The organism is Vallicoccus soli (assembly GCF_003594885.1).
Lineage (GTDB): Bacteria > Actinomycetota > Actinomycetes > Motilibacterales > Motilibacteraceae > Vallicoccus > Vallicoccus soli.
In genome coordinates this window covers 758,088-781,531 of the sequence record NZ_QZEZ01000001.1, presented here as the reverse complement: position 1 = coordinate 781,531, position 23,444 = coordinate 758,088, and the positions used below count along the sequence as shown (strand labels likewise).

Genomic DNA, 23,444 nt, shown 5'->3' with positions numbered 1-23,444 from the left:
GGCGCGGTCAAGGTAGGAGTGCCGCGTCGTGCACGGCCAGGCCGTAGCTCAGCCCCCCTGCAGTTGCCGCCAGTTCGAGGCGCAGATGACGGACACCCGTGACGTCGACGTCGACGCGCCGGTAGTCCGTCCCGACCTCGTCGTAGCTGGCGAGCAAGCGGCCGTCCCCCACGACCCGCACGGAGCCCACGGCGTCGACGACTTCGCCGAAGAGGCGCGCGGTAGCGGTGAACCTCCTGTAGGGGCGCGGTAGGTCGTACTCAAGAGCACCTTCTGACGGCCCGCTGCGGAGCTTGTGGTCCCCGTCGTCGTCAAGGCCGACATCCCCGCGCGTCGACACCGGCGGGAGGTCCAGGAGGTAGAGCGCGTCCGGCACCAGCCCTCGCTGGGGCTCCGCCCGCGACGTGACCACCGCGTCTCCGAGGAGGAGCCGAGGAGGCGGGTACTCGTTCTCGTAGATGCTGCCCCGGCTGCTGAAGGTCAGAACGGCCCGGCGGGCACCGCGCACGTCGACCGACAGCGGGAACGCGCTCTGGGACGGCACCATCCGGCGCAGGACGGTACGCCCGTCGACCACCACCGTGAAGACCGGCACGGGGTCGAGGCCCACCTCCGGTGGTCCGGCGCCCACGGCGGCCTTGAGCGTGGCGGCGTGCGTCCCGAGCTCGACGACGATGCTCCCGCCGTTGGACATCTGGACGGACCGCCGGTAGGTACGGCCCTCGATGAGTACCGGGCCCCGCACCAGGTGCTCGCGCTCCCCGGTGGCGGGGCTCAGCTCGTCCAGGTGCGTCACCCACGGACGGGGAACAGGCGACGGCAGGACCTCGACGTCCACCGGGAGGGACGCCCTCGCCGGCGCTCCGCTGTAGTCGGCGGCGACTGCGCGGTAGCGGTGGACGCCCGGCCTTGGCGCCCGCAGGGCCAGGCTGGACGCGCCACCGGTGCCCGTGCCAGTGCTCGCGACGGACAGCCAACGGCCGTCCCGCAGCTCCTGCACAGCCAAGTGACGGCCAGGGCGGTGGGGCGCGGAGAGACCGCGGAACCGCAGGACCGTCCCCTGCCGCGCCTGGGGCGGCGCGCTCAGGGCGGTCCTCTGCCGGGTGACGACGAGCTCGCGCACCCCGGACACCACGGCGGGGAGCCCAGGCGCCGCCGGCAGCACCGCGCGGTACAGGTGCCGACCGGCCGAGGGTGCCGCGGTCGTCGTGTGCCATGAGGAGCGAGCGAGGTTGCCTCCCCCGATCGCCCGCCACCGGCCACTCGTCCACGTCTGGAGGACGGGGAACCGGGTCGTGCCAGTGGCGGATCCAGGGTCGACGTACGCGCCCTGCACCTGGAGCAGCTCGCCCTCCACCGCGGGTCCGAGACGCTCGTCCGCCACCAGGTTCGGGCAGCAGCTGTCGATGGGCCCGAAGGTCTGCAGGGCCCCCGGGACGAGCTGCAGGGTGACCGCCGGAGAAGGGTCCTCCTGCACGTCGATCCGGATGACGGGGCTGGAGGCGAGGCCGAGGCGCGCCGACGGCCAGTGGCGGAAGAAGTACTCGGCATCGGTGCGCGGCGACTCGTCCGCGGCCACCCGGCCGCCGTCGGGGAAGCGCTGCAGGGCGCGCCACCGCGTCTGCCCGGCGGACCGGCCGTACAACGTCACGGGCTCCTCCAGGTCCCGGCCGTCGGGTCCCCTCAGCCGCGTGGCGAGCACGACCCCCTGGCCGGCGTGCACGACCTGCCGGGTCCAGGCGACGGGCAGGACCGTCGCACGGCTGGCCGTCAGCGCTCGGTCGGCCTGGACGGGACCCTGCGCCGGGGCCCGAGCGGCGCCCGCCGGGGGCGCCGGGGCCGCGGCGACCAGGGCGAGGAGGACCAGGACGACCCGCACGCGGTGCACAGCGCCTCCCCGCGACGAGGGATGGGACCTGGAAGGTAGTCCCGGCCGCAGGTGCTGTGAAGCCACCTTCACCCCTGCGGCGCCTCCGGCGCGGCCGGGTCGGCGCGCACGACGACGGCGATGCCGGCGAGCACGAGGAGCATCCCGGGCACCGCGGCCGCGGGCGGCACCTGCCCGAGCCACAGCGCGGCGAGCAGGGCCGCGCCGGGGACCTCGAGGAGGATGCAGAGGCTGACCACGACGGGGCTGACGCGCTGCACCACGAGGTTGAAGACGCTGTGCCCGAGCATCTGCGCGGCGACGGTGAGGGCGACAAGCAGCCACCAGTCGCGGGCGGCGTACCCGCCGAGCGGCACGCCCGCGGCCAGGCACACCGCGAGGAGCACCGCGGCGCAGGCGCCGTAGCAGACCGCCGTGTACGTCGTCGTGCTCAGGTGGCGGCGGACCTCGGCGCCCAGCACGACGTACGCGCCGGAGAACACCCCGCCGCCGAGCGCGAGCAGGTCGCCGAGCAGGGCCTCGCGGCTCAGCGCCGCGTCGACGCCGCTGACCGCGAGCACGCCCGCGAGGGCGACCGCCATGCCGAGCCAGGCGCGCCGCGGCACGTGGTGCCCGGCGAGGCGCGCCAACACGGCGGTCCAGACGGCCTGAGTGCAGACGAGGGCGGTCGCCGAGGCCACCGACGTCATCGACAGGCTCGGGACCCACAGCGCGAAGTGACCGGCCAGCAGCAGCCCGGCGAGCAGGCCGAGCAGCAGGGTGCGCCGCCCCACGGCCGCGACCTCGGCCCGGTGCCGCAGCGCGACGGCGGGCACGAGCAGCGCGAGCGACAGGGCGTTGCGCCACAGCGCCACCGCCAGGGCCGGCGCGGCGATCGCGGCGATGAGGGGGCCGGAGGTCGACACCCCCACGACGCCGACGGCGATGAGCAGGGCGTCGGCGGCGCCCGGCCGCCCGAGGGTCCGCGGCCGCGCCGCGGCGGGGGCGGTCACGCCGGGGATCCTGCCAGCGGCCCTACCCTGGCCCGGTGACAGGGCACGCCGAGGACGACGCCGACCCCGCCTGGGCGCAGGCGCTCGTGGCCGAGGCCTGCACCCGCTCCGGCCTGCTCTGGGTGTCCGTCGCCGGCGGGCGGCCGGTGCCGGCGTGGCACGCGTGGGCCGAGGGCGCGGCGTACGTCGTCCACGGCGGCGGCGAGCAGCCGCTCGACCCGCTCGCACCGGGGGTCGACCGCGCGGTGGTGACGGTGCGCAGCAAGGACCAGGGCGGCCGGCTCGTGACCTGGGTCGCCCGGGTCCTGGACGAGGAGCCGGGCAGCGAGCGGTACGGCGCCGCCGTCGCCGCCCTCGCCTCCAAGCGGCTGAACGCTCGCGACCTGGGCGAGCAGGACCGGCGCTGGCGGGAGGCGTCGCGCGTGACGCGGCTCGAGCCCACCGGCGAGCTGCTCGAGCAGCCGGGCGCCATGCCCGACGGCTCCCTCGCCGCAGCCCCGGCCCCGACCCCCGCGACGACGCGCGGCCCCCTGCCCACGGTGCTGGGACGGGCCCGCCGGCTGCGCCGCCGCCGGGGCCGCACCTGACTCAGGCGTACGGGGTGCCCGTCGGGACCAACAGGTCCGCGCGGGCCCTCGTCGCCTCGACGAGCGCCGCGTTCGACTCGTCGACCGTCGCGACCCAGGCCTCGGCGGCGTCCGGCGCCTTGCCGAACGCGGTGTGGCGCCCCACGAGGCGGCGCACCCGCTCCTGCGCGGGCACCTCGCAGAACCACACCTCGTCCAGGTGCGGGCGCACCCGAGGCCAGTCGCCCTCGTCGAGCAGCAGGTAGTTGCCCTCGGTGACGACGAGCCGGGCGGCGGGCGGCACCGGGATGCTGCCCGCCACCGGCTGCTCGAGGGTCCGCTCGAACGCCGGCGCGTAGACGACCTCGTCCGCGTCGCGGCGCAGCCGCTCCACGAGCGCGACGTACCCGGCGGCGTCGAAGGTGTCCGGCGCCCCCTTGCGCTCGCGCCGGCCGAGCCGGTCGAGCTCGACGTCGGCGAGGTGGAACCCGTCCATGGGCACGTGCGCCACCCCGTCGGGCCCCAGCCCCTCCGGCGGCGCTGCGGCGAGGGCCCGTACGAGCGCCTCGGCCAGCGTGGTCTTCCCGGCACCGGGGCTGCCGGTGATGCCGAGCACCGCGCGCCCTCCCCCGCGGACGAGGGAGCGCGCGCGGTCCAGCAGCGGGGCGAGCTCCGTCACCGGCGCTGCGCCGCCGCGATGCGGTCGGCCATGAACGAGCGGGCGTGGCGGGCGAGGTCCTCGCCGTCGTCCCAGAGGTTGCGCCACACGGCGAGGTCGTTGGACAGGCCCTGTGCCACGACCGCGGAGGAGAACGACTCGAAGGTCACGGGCCCGGTGTACCGCACGTCGGACAGTGCGTGGAAGAACGCGCCGAGGTCGAGGTGCCCGGAGCCGAGGTAGCCCCGGTGGTTCTCGCCGACGTGGACGTCGCCGACGACACCGTGGTCCGGCCCCCGCTCGACCTCGTCGGCCGACGCCTGCCGCGATCATGCGCTCGTGGCGGAGCACGAGACTGCGGGAGATTCGACACCGCCGCCCACGCCGCACGCAACGCCGCCAAGACCGGCAGCCGGACGCCCGGCAGCACCCACCGACCCACCGCCGCGATCATGCGCGGATGGCGCGCACCCCGCCCCCGACGGGCAGCGCGCCGACGACGACATCGGCACCCCCGCGCCATCCGCGCATGATCACGGCAGGACTGACGGCGAGCAGGATGAGCTGGGTGAGCGGGAGCTGCTGCTCGGGCAGCACCGCGTGAACACCCTGCTCGCCTGGGCGCTGCACGCCCTCGACGACCCCACCCTGCCCACCGTCACGGCCGGCACCTCACGCTGCACGTGCACGGCGACCTGCCCACCCTGCTCGGCCTGCGCGAGGAACCCGCGCTCGCCACCGGCGCCACCGGCGCCACCGGCGCCATCGGCGCCACCGGCGCCATCGGCGTCACCGGCGCCACCGGCGGCGTCCTCCCCGCCAGCATCGCCCGCTCCCTCGCCGCCGACACCGCCTGGCAGCGCTGGGTGCGCGACCCGGTCACCGGGCACCTGCTCGACGCCGGACGCCGTCGGTACGAGCCGGCCCAGCAGCTGCGCGACCACGTCCTGGCCAGCAACCACACCTGCGTGTTCCCCGGCTGCGCCCGCCCCGCCGCCCGCTGCCAGACCGACGAGACTCCCGACACCGGCCCCACCACCACCTGGACCAGCCGCACCGGACGCACCAGCACCACCGGCCCCAGCCTCAGCCCCTACGCACCGCCGCTGCGCGCCACCACCGCCCGGGACCAGCACGCGAACGCCCACACCATCCGCCCTCAGCGCTCCCACAGCTCGTGGCCCGGGCTCGACGACGAGCCGCCGTTCCGAGCGGCGAGGCCTCGGCCCCGCGGCACTACCCCGCGTCACCCCGCCAGGTGCCCCCAGTCGCCGGCGAGGTCCTCCCAGCGGCCGGTGGCGGCGACGCGGCCGCCGTCGAGGACGACGACGGTGTCGGCGCGCTCGAGGGCGGAGCGCTTGGAGCTCGACCCGACGACGGTGGTGCCGCGGGCGCGCAGCGCCTCCCACAGCTCGACCTCGGTGCGCGCGTCGAGCGCCGACGACACGTCGTCGGCGACGAGCAGCTCGGCGCCGGTGGCGAGGGCCCGGGCGAGCGCTAGCCGTTGCACCTGCCCGCCGGAGAGGCGTACGCCGCGGTGGCCGACGAGGGCGGCGTGCCCGCCGGCCGCCGCGACGTCGGGCCCCATCCGGGCGTCCTCCAGCGGGGCCGCCACGTCGCGCGCGTGGTCGAGGGCCACGTTGTCGAGGAACGTGCCGGACAGGACGCGGGGGACCTGGCCGACGTACGCGACCTGGCCGGGGCGCAGGAACACCTGCGGGTCGGCGACGGCCCGGTCGTTCCAGCGCACGGTGCCCTCGTGGTCGACGAGCCCCGCCAGGCTGGACAGCAGGCTGGACTTGCCCGAGCCGACCCGCCCCGCGAGCAGGACGAGCTCCCCCCGGTCCACGGTGAGGTCGACGCCCTCCACCCCGACCGTGCCGTCGTCGTGCACCGCGCCGACGCCCTCGAGGACGAGCCGGCGCAGCGGCTCGCGCGGCGCCTCGGGCGGCGGCGGCGCCGCGCCGTGCACGAGGTCCACCTCGGCCGGTGCGCGCACGAGGTCGTCCCGCCCCGCCAGCTCGGCGGTCGCGCGCAGCCACCGCCGGGCGACCGGCGCCTCGGTGACGGCGGCGCCGGCGACCGTGCCGAACCAGCCGAAGCCGCTGACCGCCGTCGTCACGAGCAGCGCGGTCGCCAGGTCGAAGGCGCCGACGAGGTGAGCGGCCCACCCGGCGACGACGCCCGCCTGCACGAGCACGCCGGGCACGCCGAGCAGCAGCGAGCGCACCCGGTGCTCGCGCACCGAGGCCGCGGTGCGCTGCGCGTCGACCTCCTCCAGGTGGGCCCGCACCGCCGCCGTCGCCCCGGCGAGCTTCACGGTCCTCGCGGCGTCGAGCGTGGAGGCGAGCGAGCGCCCGAGCAGCGCCCGGCGGTCGCCGGCCTCGCGGGCCGCCGCACCGGCCAGCGGCGCCCCCGCCGCCGACACCAGCGCGGAGCCGACGAGCACCCCGCCCAGGACGGCCGCCGACAGCGCGGCACCGCCCAGGGCGGCGGTCGCGGCCACGGCCACGAGGCTGAAGGCGACGTCGACCCAGCGGTCGGCGTACAGCACCATGCGCTCGGAGTCGAGCGCGCGCGCCACCACCTCGCCCGGCGGGGTGCGCCGCAGCCGCCGCTGCGCGGTCTGGCCCAGCAGCACCGCCAGGCGCATCCGCAGGTGCACCGCCGACCACCACAGCGGGTACGTCCGGAACGCCCCCGCCACCGCGACCGGCGCCACGAGCAGCCCCGCCGCGAGCCCGGCGGCGGCCCCCCACGGCCGCTCCCCGGCCTCGAGGCCGGCGACGAGCGCGCCCCAGAGCGCGCCGGACACGGCCCCGTACGAGCCCAGGAGCACCGGCCCGAGGAAGAGCGCGCCGCCGAGGAGCCCCCAGCGCGGGTACGCCCCGAGCAGCCGCACGACCGTCCGCCCCAGCGACGGGCGCGGTGGCGCCGGCTCCGGGCGCCCCCGCCGCCGCCCGGCGCGGGCCAGCGCGCCGGGGGCGGCGGGCGGCAGCGGCGCGGCCGCGCGGCCCGACGCCCGCAGGAGGTCGCGGAAGGGGCCGGGGGCGGCGGCGAGGTCGGCGCGGGCCCCGTGCTGCACGACCCGGCCGCCGTCGAGGACGGCGACCGCGTCGCAGCGCTCCGTCGTGGGGAGCCGGTGGGCGACGAGGAGGCCCGTACGGCCCCGGAGCAGCCGCTCCGTCGCGCGGGTCACCCGCTGCTCGGTCTGCGGGTCCATGCGGGCCGTCGCCTCGTCGAGGACGACGACCCGCACGTCGCGCACGAGGAGCCGCGCGAACGCGACGAGCTGCTCCTCCCCCGCCGAGAGCGTCGTGCCCCCGACGCCGAGGCGGGTCGCGAGCCCCTGCGGCAGCGAGGCCACCCAGGAGCCGAGCCCGAGCGCCTCGACCGCGGCGTCGACGCGCTCGCGCGGCACGTCGGCGAAGAGCGTGATGTTCTCCTCGAGGGTCGCGGCGAGGACCTCGGTGCGCTGGGTGACGACCCCGACGGCCCGGCGCAGGTCGTCCAGGGCGGTGCGGGTGACGTCCTGGCCGGCCACGAGCACCTGCCCCGGCCGGGGCTCGACCGCGCGCGGGACGAGCTTCGCGAGGGTCGACTTTGCCCGCGCCGGTGCGCCCGACGAGGGCGCACGTGGTCCCCGCCGGGACGACGAGGTCGACGCCCTGCAGGGCGAAGCCGCCGTCGTACCCGAAGGTCACCCCCCGGAACTCGACGTCGGCGGAACCGGGCGGCAGCGGCGCCCCGCCCTCCGGCTCCTGCGGCGCCTGCAGCAGCGCCCGGATCCGCGCCACCGCGCCGAGCCCGGCCTGCAGCTCGGGCAGGTGGTCGGTCACCCGGCTGAGCTGGCCGACGAACGACGTCGCCAGCAGCCACAGCGTCACCAGCTCGGCCACGCCGAGGCGGCCGCCGGCCACCAGCGCGGTGCCGCCGAGCGCGAGCGCGGCGAGGAGCGCGTGCAGCACGAGCCCGGCGCGCAGGGCCGCCGTCGTCGACGCCCGGCACGTGGCGCGGACGCGGTCGAGCAGGGCGGCGCTGCGGCGGGCGTACTGGCGCACCACGTGGGCCTGGCCCAGCGAGGAGCGCACGTCGTCGCGGCCGGCGACGGCCTCCTCGAGCTGCGCCGCGTGCTCGGACCAGGCGGCCTCCTCGGCCTGCTTGCGCTCCGCGATGATCGGCGTCAACGGTCGCACCACGAGCAGCGCCACCGCGGCCACGACCGGGAAGGCGAGCCAGGCGCCCCACCAGGTGAGCCCCGCGACGACCCAGGCCAGCACCGAGCGCAGGACCGCGCGGCCCATCTCCCAGCCGGCGCGCCGCAGCAGGTTCGCCACCTGCGCCGGGTCGTCGTCGACCCGGTCGAGCACCTCGCCGACCGCCTGCTCCTCGAGGGCCGGCAGCGGCTGGTGCAGCGCCGAGCGCAGCAGGTCGGCGCGGAGCCGTCCCTCGGCGGTGCCCACCACGCCGGAGGCGACGGTGCGCCCCGCGGTGTCGAGCAGCGCGGAGCCGACGAGCAGCGCCGCCAGCTGCCCGATCGCGCCCCACTCCGGGCCCGCCGCCACCTGCCCCGCGACGACGCTGCCCAGCGTCTCCGCCAGCGCTGCGACCGCGGCGAGCGCCAGCGCGACGGACGCCCCCCGGCCCCGCAGCCGCTGCCACCCGACCGGCTCCGGCCGCCGCTCCGCCCGCACCCCGACCCCCCCGTCCCGCGCCCCTGCCGCCCCGCGCACCTCGCCCCGCGACCCCCGCCCGGCCCCGCTCGGGGCCGGCCCACGCTAGGCCCCCGGCACGCCCCGGCGCCCGCCCTTTTCCTGCCGGTACGCCCGCCGGCCCGCCCGCCGCACCCGCCCCGCCCCGCGGCGCCGGCCCCGCGCGGTCAGCCCGGCACGTACGCCGACGCCCAGCGGAACACCTCGTCGAGGAACCGTCGGCGCGCGGGCTCCGGCGACAGCGCGAGGTCGTGGATGCCCCCCTCGACCCGTACGACCGTGACGCGGGGCCCGAGCCGCGTCGCGCGCGCCGCCATGTGCTCGACGTCGAGCACGCAGTCGGCCCGCGTCAGCAGGTCCGACCACCGGTCGGCCGGGCCGCTCAGCGTCGAGGCGCACACGAGCACCGGGCAGTCGACGGCGAGGCCGCAGGCCAGCCGGGCGTGCCCCCGGCGCACCGCCCGGAGCCAGCCCGCGAGCACGGGGAACCCGTCGAGCGGCTTCCACGCCAGGTCGTAGTCCCAGGACCCGCCGGTGGACGCGTGCAGGCCCCGGCCGTACACCGACGGCAGCGTCGCGACCCGCCGCCGCGGGTCGAGCGCCCCGACGACGTCGAGCACGCGCGTTCCGACGGTGCGCTGCAGCAGCCCGGCGTTGAGGTCGAACCACGGGCTGTTGAGCACCAGCGCGTCGACGGGGCCCGGCCGCCGGTCCACCCACAGCGGCACGACGAGCCCGCCGGTCGAGTGCGCCATGACGACGAGCACGTCGTGCCCGTCCTCCTCGCGCACCACGCGGGCCGCCGCGTCGAGCTCCTCGTCGTACTCCTCCAGCGACAGGCAGAGGTTCGGCGTCTGGTGCGGGAGCAGCGAGCGGCCGTACTTGCGCAGGTCGAGGGCGTAGAAGTCGTAGCCGCGCGCGGCCCACGCGTCGGCGAGGTGGGTCTGGAAGAAGTAGTCGACGAAGCCGTGCACGTAGAGCACCGCGCGCCGCGACGCCGGGGCGCCCCGCCGCACGAGCGTGGCCACGACCTCCCCCTCCGCGTCCGGGCGCAGGGCGAGGGTGCGGGCGGCGTACGGCTCCCCGAGGACGTCGGGCGACCACCCGCCCGTCACGGCCGGCGCCCTCGCGCCGCCAGGACCTCGTCGGGGACCGGGCGGTCCGCGGGCACCGGCCGGACCGCGCCCGCCCGCGTCACGGCGAGAGCCGCGCCGCGACGGCCGCGGCCGTGCCGGGCGCCAGCGGGAGCAGCGGCAGCACGGCCAGGACCTCGTCCTCCTCCAGCCCCTCGTCGCGCAGCGCGAGGAGCAGGACCTCGGCCTCGTCCGGCGGCACGGGCACGGTGAGCCCGGCCCCGGCCACGGCGGCCTCGGCGAGGAACACCGCGCCCTCCAGGGCCGCGGCCCCGGGCGGCGCGGCGGGCGGGCGCTCGGCGGCGGCGCGGGTCTGGGCCTCGGCCGCGCGCACCACCGCCAGCGGCAGCCCCTCGGCCTCCACCTCCGCGAGGGGGCGCCGCCCGAGCGCGCCGAGGACGAGCTGCTCGGCGTCGGCGCGCAGCGGCGCGTCCCACTCGCCGGCGCGCACCACCGCCTCGAGGTCGCTGCCGTCCTCGCCGAGCTCGTCGAGCAGGTCGGCCCAGCCCTGCGGGTCGGCCCGCTGCAGCCGCCCGGCCGCCACGACACCCGCCGCCAGGGCGAACGGCACGAGGACCTCGTCGTCGAAGCGCTCGGCGAGCAGGGTGCCGTCGGGGGCGAGCGCCCCGAGGGCGTCCTGGAAGCTGCCGGGGGCGGCGTCGCCGAGCTCGAGCCGGGCGTCCTCCTCGCCGGCGAGCGGCAGGCCCGAGAGGGCGCGCGAGCCGATCGTCTGCCCGCCGTCGACGACGCGCCCGTGGCGCCGCTGGACCCAGGGCCGGTCGGACAGCCCGACGGCCCACGCGCACGCCTCCTCCACCAGGGCTCCGGCGCGGTCGCGCAGCGCCTCGCGGCTCGTGAGGGCCATGGCCTCGACGGGGTCGTCGGTCACCGCTCCACACTGCCCCGTGGCGACGGCTCCTGCACACCCCCGACCGCGCGGCGCACGGGCCGGACGAGCCCGGCCACCGCCGCCTCGAGCGGACCGCGACCGACGGCGAGGCGCCAGGCGGTCGCCCCCGCGAGGGCGGCGGCGCACTGCACGAGCCACGAGGCGAGGGGCTCCGCGGGCAGCAGGCCCGAGGAGAGCAGCAGGACGTGGGCGGAGTAGAGGCTCAGGGTCATCCCGCCCGCCGCCGCCAGCGGCACGAGCAGCGGCCCGGCGACCCGGGCGAGCAGCAGCACGGCACCGAGCACCGCGAGCGACGTGCCGGTCGTGTGCAGGAGGTCCAGGGGGGTGCTGGAGTGCGGGGCGTCCAGGGCCAGCCACCACCAGGTCCCGGGCGGGGTGGTGCCGTACTGGGACGACGCCAGCAGCCGGTCCACCTCCGCCGGCGGGTAGCCCGCGAGGTCGGCCTCGAGCGCCGCGCGACCCCCGAGCGGTCCGAGCAGCAGCGAGGACGCCCCCGCGGCGCCCAGCGCCAGGGCGGCGCCGACCGCGAGCAGCCCGGCCTGCACCCGCACCGCGCCGAGCGCGAGCCGGCCGACGGCGAGCCCGGTGGCGACGTACGCCACCCACGGCAGCGCCGGGTAGTAGCCGGTGAGCAGCAGCTCGCGCAGCAGGTCGCCCGGGGCGGCGAGGTCGGCGAGCGTCGGGTTGGTGCGGTCGGGGGCCGGGAGCGCGCGGCGCAGGTCGTGGCTGAGCACCGGCACGACGGCGGCCGCCGCCACGGCGACGCCGACGAGGGCGGGCGGGCGCAGCCCGAGCAGCGGCACGGCGAGCACGAAGAGCACGGCGTAGTACGGCAGGATCACCGCCACCCCGCTGTCGACCTCGCCGAGCAGCAGCCCGACCAGCCCGATGCACGCGGCGCGGACCGCGAGCCCCGCCCCGTCCGCCGCCCAGCCCCTCCCCTGCGGCAGGCGCCGCGACCCGCCGTGGGCGAGCGCCAGGCCGACCCCGGCGAGCAGGGCGAAGAGCGCGGCGGCCCGGCCGCTGGCGAGGAGGTACGCCAGGGAGGTGCTCCCGTCGGGGTCGACGTCCGGCAGGACGTGGACGGCCATCATCCCGAGCAGCGCGACGCCCCGCGCCGCGTCGACGCCCGCGAGGCGGCGCGCGCGGGGGGGCTGCCCGGCCCCGGTCGCCGGGTCCGCCGCGGCCGGGGTCACGGGACGCGCACCTCCCCGGACGCCACGGGCACGACGTCCCCGGCGACCCGCGTCCCGGTGGCCGCTCCCCCCGAGGCCGCCACGAGCGCGTGCAGCACCGAGGGCCGGCCCATCTCCACGCCCTGGCGCACGACGTACGCCGTCGTGCCGTCGCCCGGTGCGAGGCCGGAGGCGACGAGGTGCCCGCCGAGGCCGAGCGCGGCCGAGCCGGTGGCGGGGTCCTCGGTCACGCCCAGCTCGGGGGTGAACGCGCGGGCGCGCACGTCGAGCCCGTGCGGCGCGTGGTGCACCTCGTGCAGGTAGACCCCGACCGGGGCGAGGTCGGCCACCGCGCGCAGCCGCGTCACGTCGGCGACGGCCCGGGCGACAGCGCCGTGCCGCACCGTCAGGTGCGTCCACCCCAGGCCCGTGCCGGCGCGCCGCGGCGGCGCGGCGACGTCGTCCGGGCCCAGGCCGACCGCCTCGAGCAGCCGGTCGGCCGCCAGCTCCCCGCCGACGTCCGGCGCGCCGCCGTCGAGCTCGACCCGCCCCGGTCCGCCCCCGGGCGCGGCCGCGACGTCCAGGTCGTACGTCCCCGCCCCGCACCGCTGGCGCAGCGGCCCGGTGAGGACGTGCCCGAGGCGGGCGAGCACCCACGCGGTCCCGACCGTCGGGTGCCCGGCGAACGGCAGCTCGGTCTCGGGGGTGAAGATCCGCATCGCGTAGTCCGCGTCGGGGTCGTCCTCGAGGACGGTGGGGAACGCGGTCTCCGACAGGTGGAACTCGCGGGCGAGGGCCTGCAGCTGCTCGGTCGCCAGCCCCTCCGTCCCCAGGACGACGGCCAGCGGGTTCCCCGCGAAGGGCGTGGCGGTGAACACGTCGACGACCTCGTAGCGCAGCACCGGCCCATCATGGCGCTCCGTGGCGTCCGCCGGCCCGCCGCGGCTCGGTAGCCTCGCCCCGTGAGCGGAGCGCCGAGCAGGGTCTTCATCGCGCGCCTCGCCGGCCTCGCCGTGTTCGACCCCACCGGCGACCAGGTCGGCAAGGTGCGCGACGTCGTCGTGACCCTGCGGATCGGGCGCCAGCCGCCGCGCGTGCTGGGGCTCGTCGTCGAGGTGTTCGGCCGCCGCCGGGTGTTCCTGCCGATCGGGCGGGTGACGGCGCTCGACGCCGGCAAGGTGATCACGACCGGCCTGGTCAACATGCGCCGGTTCGAGCAGCGGGCGACGGAGACGCTCGTGCTCGGCGAGCTGCTCGACCGCAGCGTCACCCTGGTCGAGGACGGCACCACGGTCACCGTCGAGGACGTGGCGATGGAGGAGACGCGCCTGCGCGAGTGGCTCGTCGCCAAGGTCTTCGTCAGCCGGCCCGCCAAGGGGCTGCGCCGCCGGGGCGAGACGCTGCTCGTGGACTGGGACGCGGTCACCGGCTTCTCGCTCGCCGAGGAGGGCCAGGGCGCGGCGAACCTGCTGGCGACCTTCGAGAAGCTGCGCCCCGCCGACCTCGCCCAGGTCATGCACGACCTCTCCCCCAAGCGCCGCCTCGAGGTGGCCGCCGCGCTGGCCGACGAGCAGCTGGCCGACGTCCTCGAGGAGATGACCGAGGACGACCAGGTGGAGATCCTCGGCAAGCTCGAGGAGGAGCGCGCCGCCGACGTGCTCGAGGCGATGGACCCCGACGACGCCGCCGACCTGCTGTCCGAGCTCCAGCCGCACGAGGCGGAGAAGCTCCTCGAGCTCATGGAGCCCGAGGACTCCGCGCCGCTGCGCCGGCTGCTCGCCTTCGGCGACGACACCGCCGGCGGCATGATGACGACCGAGCCGGTGATCCTCGCCCCGGACGCCACGGTCGCCGAGGCGCTCGCCCGGGTGCGCAACCCCGAGCTGTCGACGGCGCTGGCCTCGATGGTCTACGTGGTGCGCCCGCCGCTGGAGACCCCCACCGGCAAGTACCTCGGCATCGCGCACATCCAGCGGCTGCTGCGCGAGCCGCCGTCGACCCTCGTCGCGGGCATCGTCGACAACGGCATCGAGCCCGTGCGCCCGGAGACGCCGCTCGCCGCGGTCACCCGGCACCTGGCGACGTACAACCTCGTGGCGGTCCCGGTCGTCGACGAGGCGGACCACCTCGTGGGCGTGGTGAGCGTGGACGACGTGCTCGACCACCTGCTGCCCGACGACTGGCGCCAGCAGGCGGCCGACGAGCCCGCGGGGGCTCAGCGTGGCGCGTGAGGAGCGGTCGCGCCGGGTGGCGCGGCTCGACCAGCCGCGCGAGGTGCGCCGCCGGGTCGTCGTGGCGCCGTCGTACGACCCCGACGCCTTCGGGCGGCTGAGCGAGCGCATCGCGCGGTTCCTCGGCACGGGCCGCTTCCTCGTCTACATGACGGGCTTCGTGCTCGCCTGGGTGCTCTGGAACGCGCTTGCTCCGGTCGAGATGCGCTTCGACGACTACCCGTTCATCTTCCTGACCCTCATGCTGTCGCTGCAGGCGTCGTACGCCGCGCCGCTCATCCTGCTGGCGCAGAACCGCCAGGACGACCGCGACCGCGTCCAGTACGAGCAGGACCGCGCCCGCTCCGAGCGGACGATCGCCGACACCGAGTACCTCACGCGCGAGCTCGCCTCGCTGCGCATCAGCGTCGGCGACGTGGCCACCCGCGACTTCCTGCGCTCGGAGCTGCGCGACCTGCTCGACGAGATGCGCGAGCAGCTGCGCGACGAGCTCGGCTCGGACCTCAAGAGCGACCTGAGCCGCGACCTGAGCCGGGACCTGTCCAAGGACCTGCGCTCGGGCATCCGCAAGGACCTGCGCAAGACCCTGCGCCGCGACGACGAGGAGCGCCCGCCGGGCTGAGGGGCCGCCCCGCGCGTGCTAGCGTCGCGGCGCACACGTCCACGCGACAGGGGAGCGCAGCAGCGCTGAGAGTGCGGGCCCGCCCGCAGACCCTCGAACCTGATCTGGGTCATGCCAGCGCAGGGAGTCGGTTCAGGCCTCGCAGCACCGCGCGCACCAGGGGTCCGTCCCCCGGTGCGCGCCGTGCTGCCCGGGGCCGCTCAGTACGTCACGCCCTCCGGTCCTCTCCCAGGGGCAGGAGCTCAGCACCATGGTCGACACCTCACGACGGGCAGCCGCGGCGGACGGGCGCGTCCCGGGCCGCTGGCGCACCGTCGACATCGTCGTCGCCTCCGTCATCGCGGTCGCCTTCGGCCTCGTCTTCGCGGTCTGGAACAACTACCTCTACAGCGTCGTCTCGGCGCCGCTGTCCGGCAGCCCGGCGCAGCCGCTCCTCGCCTTCGTCTGGCTCGTGCCCGGCGTCGTCGGCGGGCTGGTCGTGCGCCGGCCGGGCGCCGCGCTCTACACCGAGTTCGTCGCCGCCACCGTGTCGCTCTTCTTCGGCAGCGTCTGGGGCCTGTCGGTGCTCATGTCCGGCGTCTGGCAGGGCCTGGGCGCCGAGCTGGTGCTCGCCGCGCTGCTCTACCGCCGCTGGGGCGTGGTCGCCGGGGCGCTCGCCGGCGTCGGCGCCGGCTTCGCCATGGGCGTCTACGAGTCGGTCGTCCTGAGCTACGCGCTCGGGGCGGGCGCCCGCACCGTGTACGTCGCCAGCTCGATGGCGACCGGGGTCCTCGCCGGCGTCCTCGCCTGGTGGCTCGTCCGGGCCCTGGCCCGGACCGGCGTGCTCGCCCCCTTCGCCGCCGGGCGCGCCCAGCAGCGCGAGGTGTGAGCGGTACGGCGCCCGCGCGGGTCGACCTGCGCGGCTGGGGCTGGCGGCACGCGGGCCGCCGCCGCTGGGCGGTGCGCCGGGTCGACCTGCGCGTCGAGCCCGGCGAGCGGGTGCTGCTCCTCGGGCCCTCCGGCGCGGGCAAGTCGACGCTGCTGGCCGGGCTGGCCGGGCTGCTCGACGCGTCGACCGCCGCGGAGCAGGAGGGCGCGGCGCTCGTCGACGGCGCGCCCGCCGACCGGCAGCGCACGCGGGTCGGGATGCTGTTCCAGGACCCGGAGACCTCGCTGGTGATGGCGCGGGCCGGCGACGACGTGGCGTTCGGCCTGGAGAACCGCGGGGTGCCCGCCGCGGAGATCTGGCCGCGGGTCGACGCGGCGGTGCGGGCGGTCGGCTTCCCGTACGGGCACGACCGGCCCACCACCGCGCTGTCCGGCGGCGAGCAGCAGCGCCTGGCCCTCGCGGGGGCCGTGGCCGCCGAGCCGGCGCTGCTGCTGCTCGACGAGCCGACGGCGAACCTCGACCCGCAGGGGGCGGCGCTCGTACGGGCCGCGGTCCGCCGCGCCCTCGACGCGACCGGCGCGACGCTCCTGCTCGTCGAGCACCGCGTCGCCGACGCGCTCGAGCTCGTCGACCGGGTCGTGGTGCTCGAGCCGGGCGGGGGCGTCGTCGCCGACGGCGCGCCCGGCGCCGTCTTCGCCGCGCACGGCCGCGCGCTCGCCGCGGCCGGCGTCTGGGTCCCCGGGGCCGCCGCGGCGCCGCCGCGCCGGGCGGCGCGCGCCCCCGGCCCGGCGGTGCTCGAGGGCGACGGCCTCGTCCTCGCGCACCCCGGGCGCCCGCCCGTCGTCGACGGGCTCGACGTGGCCCTGCGCGCCGGGGAGGCCACCGCCGTCGTCGGGCCGAACGGCGCCGGCAAGTCCACGCTCGCCCTCGCCCTCGCCGGGCTGCTCGCCCCCGCCGCCGGCGCCGTCCGGCTGCCCGGGGCGGGGGCCCGCCCGCTGCACCGGTGGCGCGCGCGCGACCTCTGCCGCCGGGTGGGGACGGTCTTCCAGGACCCGGAGCACCAGTTCCTCACCGCCCGCGTCGACGACGAGCTGCTGCTCGGGCCGCGGCGCACGGGCGTCCCCGAGGCGGCCGCGCGCGCCAGGGTCGACGAGCTCCTGGCCCGGCTGCGCCTCGACGGCCTCGCCGGGGCCAACCCCTTCACCCTCTCCGGCGGGGAGAAGCGGCGGCTGTCCGTGGCCACCGCGCTCGCCACCGCGCCGGACGTCCTCGTCCTCGACGAGCCCACCTTCGGGCAGGACGCGCGCACCTGGGCCGAGCTGCTCGACCTGCTCGCCGCGCTGCGCGACGGCGGCACCAGCCTGCTGGCCGTCACCCACGACGAGCCGTTCGCCGCGGCGCTCGCCGACCGGCGGCTCGCCCTGGCCCGCCCGCCCGCGCCCGCCGGGGCGGCCGCGTGAGCCTGCTCGCCCCGCTCGCCACCGACCCGTCGGCGCCGCTGGCCCGCCGCGGGCCGCTCGCCAAGCTCGGCGCCGCCCTCGTCGTCATGGCCGTCCTGCTCGTCACCGTCGACCCGCTCACCCCGGCGGTGCTGCTGGCCGCCGAGCTGCTCGCCCTGCCGTTCGCCGGGGTGCCGCCGCGGGCGCTGCTGCGCCGCGGCTGGCCGCTGCTCATCGCGGCGCTGAGCCTCGCCCTCGCCAACGCGCTGCTCACCGACGTCGGCACCGGGCGGGTGCTCCTCGACGCCGGGCCGCTGCACCTCACCGCCGACGGCCTCGCCGTCGGGCTCACCGCCGGCCTGCGCGTGCTCGCCGTGGCGCTGCCGGGCGTCGTCGCCTTCGCCACGATCGACCCCGTCGACCTCGCCGACGCCCTGGCCCAGCAGCTGCGCCTGCCGCCCCGGCCCGTGTACGGCGCCCTCGCCGCGTGGCGCCTCGTCCTGCTGCTCGCGGAGGACCGGCGCTCGCTGGCGCGGGCCCGGCGCGCCCGGGGGGTCGACGCCCGCGGGCCGGTGGCGGCGGTGCGCCTCGGCACCGGGACCCTGCTCGGCCTGCTCGTCGCCGCGGTGCGCCGGGCCACCCGGCTGGCCACCGCCATGGACGCGCGCGGCTTCGACAGCGGGCTGGCCCGCACGTACGCCCGCCGCCAGGTGCTCGACCGCGGCGACGTGGCGCTGCTCGCGGGCGCCACCGCCCTCGCGCTCGGCGCGACCGCCCTCAGCGTCGCCGTCGGCGTCTGGGAGCCGCTGCTGTCCTGACCGGCCGGCGGCCGCCCCCGCGAGCCGGCCGAGCCGGCCGCTCCCGTCGAGCCGGTCGAGCCGGTCGCGTCAGTCGAGCCGGTCGACGAGCTTGCCGAGCACCCGCCCGGTCTCGAGCAGCTCCCCGGTCGTGAGCCGGGAGACGACGTACTCGTCGATGCCCCGCAGGTGCGTCGAGGAGGCGCGGCGCAGGCGGTCGTACCCGGTGTCGGTGAGGACGGCGAGCAGCCCGCGCGCGTCGTCCGGCGCGGGCTCGCGGCGCACCAGCCCGTCGCGCTCGAGCCGGTCCACCAGCCGGGTGAGGCCGCTGCGGCTGATGAGGACCCGGTCGGCGAGCTCGGTCATCCGCAGCGAGCGGGCGGGCGCGTCGACGAGGGTGACCAGCACGTCGTACGACGCCAGGGACATGCCCTGCTCGGCCACGAGGTCGGCCTCCAGGCGGCGGGTCAGCAGCGCGTGCGCGCGCAGGAACACCCGCCACGCCTCCAGCTCGTCCGCCGTGAGCCGTCGGCGGCGACGGCCACTCGCTGCTGGGCTGCTGCTCACGCTGCGGATCTTAGGGCTGCCTCACCGCGGACCGCGCCCCGGCGCACCGGGAGGGCCGCACGTAGCATCGTCGGGTGCCGACCCCGTCCTCCACGCTCCCCGACCGCTCCGCGCTCGACGCCGCCCTGGCGACCGTGCAGGACCCCGAGATCCACCGCCCGATCACCGAGCTCGGCATGGTCAAGGACGTGCGCGTCGGCGACGACGGCCGGGTCCGCGTCGAGGTCTACCTCACCGTGGCGGGCTGCCCCCTCAAGGACAAGATCACCCGCGACGTCACCGCCGCCGTGGGGGCCGTGCCGGGCGTCGCCGGCGTCGAGGTCGTCCTCGACGTCATGAGCGACCAGCAGCGCCGCGACCTGCAGACCAGCCTGCGCGGCGGGCAGGCCGAGCGCGAGATCCCCTTCGCGGCGCCCGGCTCGCTGACCCGGGTGTACGCCGTCGCCTCCGGCAAGGGCGGCGTCGGCAAGTCCTCGGTGACCGTGAACCTCGCCGCGGCGCTCGCCGCCCGCGGGCTCAAGGTCGGCGTCGTCGACGCGGACATCTACGGCCACTCCGTCCCGCGCATGCTCGGCGTGACGGGCCGGCCCACGCAGGTCGAGCAGATGATCCTGCCGCCGTCGGCGCACGGGGTGAAGGTCATCAGCATCGGCATGTTCGTCGCCGACAACGCCCCGGTGGTCTGGCGCGGGCCGATGCTGCACCGCGCGCTGCAGCAGTTCCTCGCCGACGTCTTCTGGGGCGACCTCGACGTGCTGCTGCTCGACCTGCCGCCGGGCACCGGCGACATCGCGATCTCCGTGGCCCAGCTGCTGCCCGGCGCCGAGCTGCTCGTGGTGACGACGCCGCAGCAGGCCGCGGCGGAGGTCGCCGAGCGCGCGGGCGCGATCGCCACGCAGACCCGCCAGCACGTCGTCGGCGTCGTGGAGAACATGGCGTGGCTGCCCTGCCCGCACTGCGGCGAGCGGGTCGACGTCTTCGGCTCGGGCGGCGGGCAGACGGTGTCCGACGGGCTCACCCGGCTGCTGGGCGCCCCGGTGCCGCTGCTCGGCCAGGTGCCGCTCGACGTGCGGCTGCGCGAGGGCGGCGACCAGGGCGTGCCCCTCGTGCTCACCGACCCGGCGGCCCCGGCCGCGCAGGCCCTCGGGGCGGTCGCCGACCGCCTCTCCACCCGCGCCCGCGGCCTCGCCGGCCGCTCCCTCACCATCACGCCCACCCGGCGCTGAGCCGGGCCCGACGCGCCCGACCCCGCCGGTCCAGGGGGTCGGGCGTCAGGGCGAGGGCGTCAGGGCGAGGGCGTCAGGTGGCGTCGAGGTCGTACGGCGGCCGCTCGCCCGAGGCGCCGGGGACCGACGAACCGCCGGGGCGCCCGCCGGAGCCGCCGGAGCCGAGCGCCCGGCGCCCGGTGCCCTCGGCCGCGCTGCGCGGGCGGGGGGCCGTCGACGAGCGGCGGGCGGGCCGCTCGGGCTCGTCGTCGTCGAGGCCGAACGAGTCGCCCTCGAGCAGGTGCTTGGTGACGAAGCGGCGCGGGTTGAGGTCCTGCAGGTCGATGTCGCGGAACTCCGGGCCCAGGTCGCGGGTCACCTCGTCGCGCGCGTCGGTGGCCATGCGGCGCACCTGGCGGATCATCCGCGCCGCGTCGGCCGCGAACTTCGGCAGCTTGTCGGGGCCGAGCACGAGCAGGGCGATGATCGCGAGGACCGGGATCTCCCAGCCGTTGATGCCGAACATGGCTCCTCGCACTCCTCGTGCCGCACGGACGGGGCCAGCCTAACCGCCGGGCCCGGCCCGCGCGCCGCCCGCGCGCGGCCCTGCTGGACCTGCTGGACCTGCTGGACCTGCTGGACCTGCTGGACCGGTGGCCCGCTGGGCCCCCTCCCCTAGTCGGACTCCCCCAGCTCGACCTGGAGCACCTGCTCGTCCCCGCCGCGCTCGACGGTGAGCTCGACGCGGTCGCCGGGCTCGAGGGCCCGGATCGCCACGATGAGCTCGGAGGAGTCGTCGACCCGACGCCCGTCGATGGAGGTCACGACGTCGCCCTCGCGCAGCCCCGCGCTGTCCGCCGGACCGCCCGCGGTCAGCTCGCGCACCCGCGCCCCCTCGCCGCCGAAGCGCCCGTCGAGCACGGCGCCGATGATCGGGTACGTCGCCCGCCCGGTCTCGATGAGCTGCTCGGCCGTCCGCTTGGCCTGGTTCATGGGGATGGCGAACCCGAGGCCGATGGACCCGCTCTGCCCGCCCAGCCCGGAGCTCGTCGTGGCGATGGCCGAGTTCACGCCGATGACGCGCCCGGTGGCGTCGACGAGCGGGCCGCCGGAGTTGCCGGGGTTGATCGCGGCGTCGGTCTGGATCGCGTTGATGAAGGCGGCCTCCGAGCCGCTGCTCTCGCCGGCGGTCACCGGCCGGTCGAGGGCGCTGACGATGCCCGTGGTGACCGTCCCGGAGAGCCCGAGCGGGCTGCCGACCGCGATGACCGGGTCGCCCACGACGACGTCGTCGCTGTCGGCGAGCGCCGCGACCGGCAGGTCGCGCGCCTCGACCTTGATGACCGCGAGGTCGTAGTTGGGGTCGCGCCCCACGATGCGCGCCGGCCGCTCCGAGCCGTCGTCGAAGCTCACCGTGATCTCGCCGCCGGAGGCGCCGGCCGCGACGACGTGGTTGTTGGTGAGCACGTAGCCGTCCTCGCGCAGCACGAAGCCCGAGCCGGTGCCCGCGCTGCTCGTGCCCTCCACCGCGATGGACACCACCGAGGGCAGCAGCCGCGCGGCCACGCCGGCGACGCTCTCCGGGGGGCGCTCGCTCGAGCGCGTCGCGCTGGGCCCGAGCCGCGCGTCGCCGTCGAGGACGGACCCCTCCTGGCGGTCCGCGGCGAGGTAGCCCACGGTGCCGCCGACGCCCCCGCCGACGACGCCGGCCAGCAGCGCCAGGGCGAGCGCGGCGCCCGCGCCGAGCCGGCGCACCGGCCGGGGCGGGGCCGGCGGCGGGTAGCCGCCGCCCGTGCCCCCGAAGGGGTCGCCCCAGGCCGCGGCGGGCGCGCCGGGGGACGTGCCGGGGGCGCTGTACGGGCTCGGGCCGAACGGGTCGTCGGCCCAGCCGCCCTGCGGCCCGGCCCAGGGGTCCGGGGCGCGCTGGGGGGCGCCGTGCGCACCACCGCCGGGCGCGGCCGGGGCGCCGTACGCGTCACCACCGGCGCCTCCGGCGCCACCGGTCCCGGGGACGCCGCCGGGGCCGGGGGCGTCCCAGGCGCTGGAGCCGCTCGCGCCGGCAGGGCGCTCCCACCAGTCGGCCCCGGTGCCACCGGTCCCCGCACCGCCCGTGCTGCTCACGCCGCCTCCCGCCCGTCGACCACCGGTCCATCCTCCCCCGCGCGGCGCCGGTGCACCCGTCCGCGCCCGCGGGCGCCGCGGCCGTCAGGGGGCGAGGACCGCCGAGGCGGTGCGCAGGGGCAGCGCGCGGGTCGACGCGGCGTACCAGCCCGGCGCCGCCGGGCGCTGCACGCACTCGGGCAGCCCCGCGGGGGCCACGGGGACGCCGCCGGGCACGCCGGAGCAGCGCCGGCCGAGGGCGACCTGCGAGGTGCGCGCGCGGGGCCGCTCGACGACCTCGCTCGCGCTCGGCGCGGAGCCGGTCAGCGCCGCGACGGGCGGGCGGGCGGCACCCCCGCCGACCCCGCCGGCACCGCCGCCGACGAGCAGCGCGACCCCGAGGGTCGCGGAGGCGGCCACGACGAGGCCGCCGGCGGTGGCCGACACCCGGCGCAGCGGCGAGCGCTCGCGCGCGCCGCCGGGGCGGCCGGGGCCGGTCGCGTCGGCGCGCCCGCCGGGGCGCGCCTCGCGCTGGGGGCCGCGGCCGGGGCGGGTGGCACCGCGGGGACCACCGGCCAGGCCCGCGCCGGCGCCCGCGGGCGGGCCCGGGGGAGCTGCCGGCGGCGGGTCCGCGATGGCCAGCAGCCGCGCGGCGAGCCCCGGCGGGAGCCCGGCGGCCGCACCGTCCCGGTCCTCGGCGCCGGCGCCCAGGCGGGCCACGGCGGCCTTGGCCCGGCGCTCGGCGTCGAGGGCGGCCAGGCACGGCGGGCACTCGGCGGCGTGGGCCAGGCAGCGGTCCCGGTCGTCGTGGCCCAGCTCCCCGTCGACGAGCGCGGACACCCGCGGACCCAGGTGGGGCCCGCGCGGGGTGCGTGCGCCGGTCATCGCCCGCTCTCCGCGCCCTCGGGCGCCCCCTCGGCCGCGCGGCGGGGCGCCCGGTGCTCGAGCGCCGCGCGCAGCTGCGCGCGGCCGCGGTGGATGCGGCTGCGGACGGTGCCGAGCTTGACGCCGAGGGTCGCGGAGATCTCCTCGTACGAGAGCCCCTCGACGTCGCAGAGCACGACGGCGGCCCGGAAGTCCGGCGGCAGCGCGTCGAGCGCGGCCTGGACGTCGCCGTCGAGGGTGCGGTCGTCGTACCACTGCGCCGGGGTCGGCTCGCGCCCGGCGAGCCGGTCCGCGGCGTCGTCGGCGAGGGCGTCGAAGCGGATGCGCTGCTTGCGGCGCACCTGGTCGAGGAAGAGGTTCGTGGTGATGCGGTGCAGCCAGCCCTCGAAGGTGCCGGGGGTGTAGCTCGACAGGGACCGGAAGACCCGGACGAAGACCTCCTGGGTGAGGTCCTCGGCGTCGTGCTGGTTGCCGGTGAGCCGGTACGCCAGCCGGTAGACCCGCGCCGAGTGGGTGCGGACCACGTCCTCCCAGGACGGCGGCACCCACTCCGGCGCGGCCTCGGCGGCGGCGCGGACCTCGTCCTCGCCGGGGAGGTCCCCGCCCGGGAGGTCCCCGGCCGGCAGGGGCGCGGCGGGCGCGGCGGGCGCGGCCGGCGCGGCGGGCGCGGCGGCGGCCGCGGGGGCGTGCTCGGGT

General features: G+C 78.3%; 21 protein-coding genes, 2 pseudogenes and 1 riboswitch. Of the genes and pseudogenes, 7 read left to right on the top strand and 16 right to left on the bottom strand.

Going from position 1 to position 23,444, the window contains the following annotated elements:
• Nucleotides 1-7 precede the first annotated feature (7 nt).
• The gene (locus tag D5H78_RS03680) at nt 8-1,888 is read right to left on the bottom strand and encodes an NPCBM/NEW2 domain-containing protein (protein ID WP_119948976.1); all 1,881 of its coding nucleotides are present in this window, start codon (nt 1,886-1,888) and stop codon (nt 8-10) included.
• A gap of 68 nt (nt 1,889-1,956) precedes the next feature.
• Nucleotides 1,957-2,880 (bottom strand): DMT family transporter, encoded by a 924-nt coding sequence (locus tag D5H78_RS03675; protein ID WP_177891092.1) that lies wholly within the window; start codon nt 2,878-2,880, stop codon nt 1,957-1,959.
• A 35-nt stretch (nt 2,881-2,915) separates the two neighbouring features.
• Here D5H78_RS03675 and D5H78_RS03670 point away from each other — a divergent pair, with 35 nt between their 5' ends.
• The gene (locus D5H78_RS03670) at nt 2,916-3,467 is read left to right on the top strand and encodes a hypothetical protein (RefSeq protein ID WP_119948975.1); all 552 of its coding nucleotides are present in this window, start codon (nt 2,916-2,918) and stop codon (nt 3,465-3,467) included.
• 1 nt (nt 3,468) lies between these two features.
• Here the strand turns inward: D5H78_RS03670 and D5H78_RS03665 are convergent, their stop codons facing one another.
• The 9 genes and pseudogenes from D5H78_RS03665 to D5H78_RS03630 all read right to left on the bottom strand — a co-directional run bounded on the left by D5H78_RS03665 (nt 3,469) and on the right by D5H78_RS03630 (nt 12,933).
• Nucleotides 3,469-4,125: a nucleoside/nucleotide kinase family protein gene (locus D5H78_RS03665; RefSeq protein ID WP_218566189.1), complete on the bottom strand. Its 657-nt coding sequence runs from the start codon at nt 4,123-4,125 to the stop codon at nt 3,469-3,471.
• Nucleotides 4,122-4,382 (bottom strand): annotated as a pseudogene (locus D5H78_RS20415) (sugar phosphate isomerase/epimerase); the annotation flags it as partial. The pseudogene D5H78_RS20415 and the gene D5H78_RS03665, both read right to left, overlap by 4 nt.
• 172 nt (nt 4,383-4,554) lie before the next feature.
• Nucleotides 4,555-4,701: a hypothetical protein gene (locus D5H78_RS19190; RefSeq protein WP_165865580.1), complete on the bottom strand. Its 147-nt coding sequence runs from the start codon at nt 4,699-4,701 to the stop codon at nt 4,555-4,557.
• A gap of 649 nt (nt 4,702-5,350) precedes the next feature.
• The gene (locus D5H78_RS20410; RefSeq protein WP_218566187.1) at nt 5,351-7,648 is read right to left on the bottom strand and encodes an ATP-binding cassette domain-containing protein; all 2,298 of its coding nucleotides are present in this window, start codon (nt 7,646-7,648) and stop codon (nt 5,351-5,353) included.
• A 364-nt stretch (nt 7,649-8,012) separates the two neighbouring features.
• Nucleotides 8,013-8,567, bottom strand: a pseudogene (locus D5H78_RS20405) (ABC transporter transmembrane domain-containing protein); the annotation flags it as partial.
• A gap of 416 nt (nt 8,568-8,983) precedes the next feature.
• On the bottom strand, nt 8,984-9,931 hold the full coding sequence (locus tag D5H78_RS03645) for an alpha/beta hydrolase (RefSeq protein ID WP_119948971.1): 948 nt from the start codon (nt 9,929-9,931) through the stop codon (nt 8,984-8,986).
• A gap of 79 nt (nt 9,932-10,010) precedes the next feature.
• Nucleotides 10,011-10,838 carry a hypothetical protein gene (locus tag D5H78_RS03640; RefSeq protein WP_218566186.1) on the bottom strand — a complete coding sequence of 276 codons (828 nt, stop codon included), beginning with the start codon at nt 10,836-10,838 and terminating at the stop codon, nt 10,011-10,013.
• Nucleotides 10,835-12,055, bottom strand: coding sequence for a heparan-alpha-glucosaminide N-acetyltransferase domain-containing protein (locus D5H78_RS03635; RefSeq protein WP_218566185.1), 1,221 nt, complete (start codon nt 12,053-12,055; stop codon nt 10,835-10,837). The genes D5H78_RS03640 and D5H78_RS03635 overlap by 4 nt, the downstream gene beginning before the upstream one ends.
• Nucleotides 12,052-12,933: a PhzF family phenazine biosynthesis protein gene (locus D5H78_RS03630; protein WP_119949339.1), complete on the bottom strand. Its 882-nt coding sequence runs from the start codon at nt 12,931-12,933 to the stop codon at nt 12,052-12,054. The genes D5H78_RS03635 and D5H78_RS03630 overlap by 4 nt, the downstream gene beginning before the upstream one ends.
• Nucleotides 12,934-12,996: 63 nt before the next feature.
• Between D5H78_RS03630 and D5H78_RS03625 the strand changes: the two genes are divergently transcribed.
• The 5 genes from D5H78_RS03625 (at nt 12,997) to D5H78_RS03605 (ending at nt 18,012) form a co-directional block, all read left to right on the top strand.
• Nucleotides 12,997-14,265 carry a magnesium transporter MgtE N-terminal domain-containing protein gene (locus D5H78_RS03625; RefSeq protein WP_119948970.1) on the top strand — a complete coding sequence of 423 codons (1,269 nt, stop codon included), beginning with the start codon at nt 12,997-12,999 and terminating at the stop codon, nt 14,263-14,265.
• A gap of 16 nt (nt 14,266-14,281) precedes the next feature.
• On the top strand, nt 14,282-14,887 hold the full coding sequence (locus tag D5H78_RS03620; protein WP_245941583.1) for a DUF1003 domain-containing protein: 606 nt from the start codon (nt 14,282-14,284) through the stop codon (nt 14,885-14,887).
• Between the two features lie 38 nt (nt 14,888-14,925).
• Nucleotides 14,926-15,030: riboswitch (TPP riboswitch) on the top strand.
• A 107-nt stretch (nt 15,031-15,137) separates the two neighbouring features.
• Nucleotides 15,138-15,755 carry an ECF transporter S component gene (locus tag D5H78_RS03615; RefSeq protein WP_119948968.1) on the top strand — a complete coding sequence of 206 codons (618 nt, stop codon included), beginning with the start codon at nt 15,138-15,140 and terminating at the stop codon, nt 15,753-15,755.
• Complete coding sequence (locus D5H78_RS03610; RefSeq protein WP_218566183.1) at nt 15,752-17,215, top strand: ABC transporter ATP-binding protein; 1,464 nt, start codon at nt 15,752-15,754, stop codon at nt 17,213-17,215. The genes D5H78_RS03615 and D5H78_RS03610 overlap by 4 nt, the downstream gene beginning before the upstream one ends.
• A complete protein-coding gene (locus D5H78_RS03605) occupies nt 17,212-18,012 on the top strand; it encodes an energy-coupling factor transporter transmembrane component T family protein (protein ID WP_119948967.1) in 801 nt (266 codons plus the stop codon). The genes D5H78_RS03610 and D5H78_RS03605 overlap by 4 nt, the downstream gene beginning before the upstream one ends.
• A 69-nt stretch (nt 18,013-18,081) precedes the next feature.
• Here the strand turns inward: D5H78_RS03605 and D5H78_RS03600 are convergent, their stop codons facing one another.
• The gene (locus D5H78_RS03600) at nt 18,082-18,558 is read right to left on the bottom strand and encodes a MarR family winged helix-turn-helix transcriptional regulator (RefSeq protein WP_218566182.1); all 477 of its coding nucleotides are present in this window, start codon (nt 18,556-18,558) and stop codon (nt 18,082-18,084) included.
• A 74-nt stretch (nt 18,559-18,632) separates the two neighbouring features.
• On the opposite strand from D5H78_RS03600, the gene D5H78_RS03595 reads away from it, so the two are divergent.
• Nucleotides 18,633-19,784 (top strand): Mrp/NBP35 family ATP-binding protein, encoded by a 1,152-nt coding sequence (locus tag D5H78_RS03595; RefSeq protein WP_119948965.1) that lies wholly within the window; start codon nt 18,633-18,635, stop codon nt 19,782-19,784.
• A 73-nt stretch (nt 19,785-19,857) separates the two neighbouring features.
• On the opposite strand, the gene D5H78_RS03590 is transcribed toward D5H78_RS03595, so the two are convergent.
• The 4 genes from D5H78_RS03590 to sigE all read right to left on the bottom strand — a co-directional run bounded on the left by D5H78_RS03590 (nt 19,858) and on the right by sigE (nt 23,374).
• On the bottom strand, nt 19,858-20,289 hold the full coding sequence (locus D5H78_RS03590) for a sec-independent translocase (RefSeq protein WP_119948964.1): 432 nt from the start codon (nt 20,287-20,289) through the stop codon (nt 19,858-19,860).
• Nucleotides 20,290-20,438: 149 nt separating this feature from the next.
• The gene (locus tag D5H78_RS03580) at nt 20,439-21,884 is read right to left on the bottom strand and encodes a S1C family serine protease (RefSeq protein WP_119948963.1); all 1,446 of its coding nucleotides are present in this window, start codon (nt 21,882-21,884) and stop codon (nt 20,439-20,441) included.
• A gap of 84 nt (nt 21,885-21,968) precedes the next feature.
• Nucleotides 21,969-22,748 (bottom strand): zf-HC2 domain-containing protein, encoded by a 780-nt coding sequence (locus D5H78_RS19665; protein WP_218566181.1) that lies wholly within the window; start codon nt 22,746-22,748, stop codon nt 21,969-21,971.
• Nucleotides 22,745-23,374, bottom strand: coding sequence for an RNA polymerase sigma factor SigE (gene sigE, locus D5H78_RS03570; protein ID WP_119949337.1), 630 nt, complete (start codon nt 23,372-23,374; stop codon nt 22,745-22,747). Before sigE ends, D5H78_RS19665 begins: the two co-directional genes overlap by 4 nt.
• Between the last annotated feature and the right edge of the window lie 70 nt (nt 23,375-23,444).

Excerpts from the sequence above, each read along its gene's own strand:
- D5H78_RS03615 (WP_119948968.1), top strand. The coding sequence starts at position 15,138 with ATGGTCGACACCTCACGACGGGCAGCCGCGGCGGACGGGCGCGTCCCG.
- D5H78_RS03590 (WP_119948964.1), bottom strand. The coding sequence starts at position 20,289 with ATGTTCGGCATCAACGGCTGGGAGATCCCGGTCCTCGCGATCATCGCC.
- D5H78_RS19665 (WP_218566181.1), bottom strand. The coding sequence starts at position 22,748 with ATGACCGGCGCACGCACCCCGCGCGGGCCCCACCTGGGTCCGCGGGTG.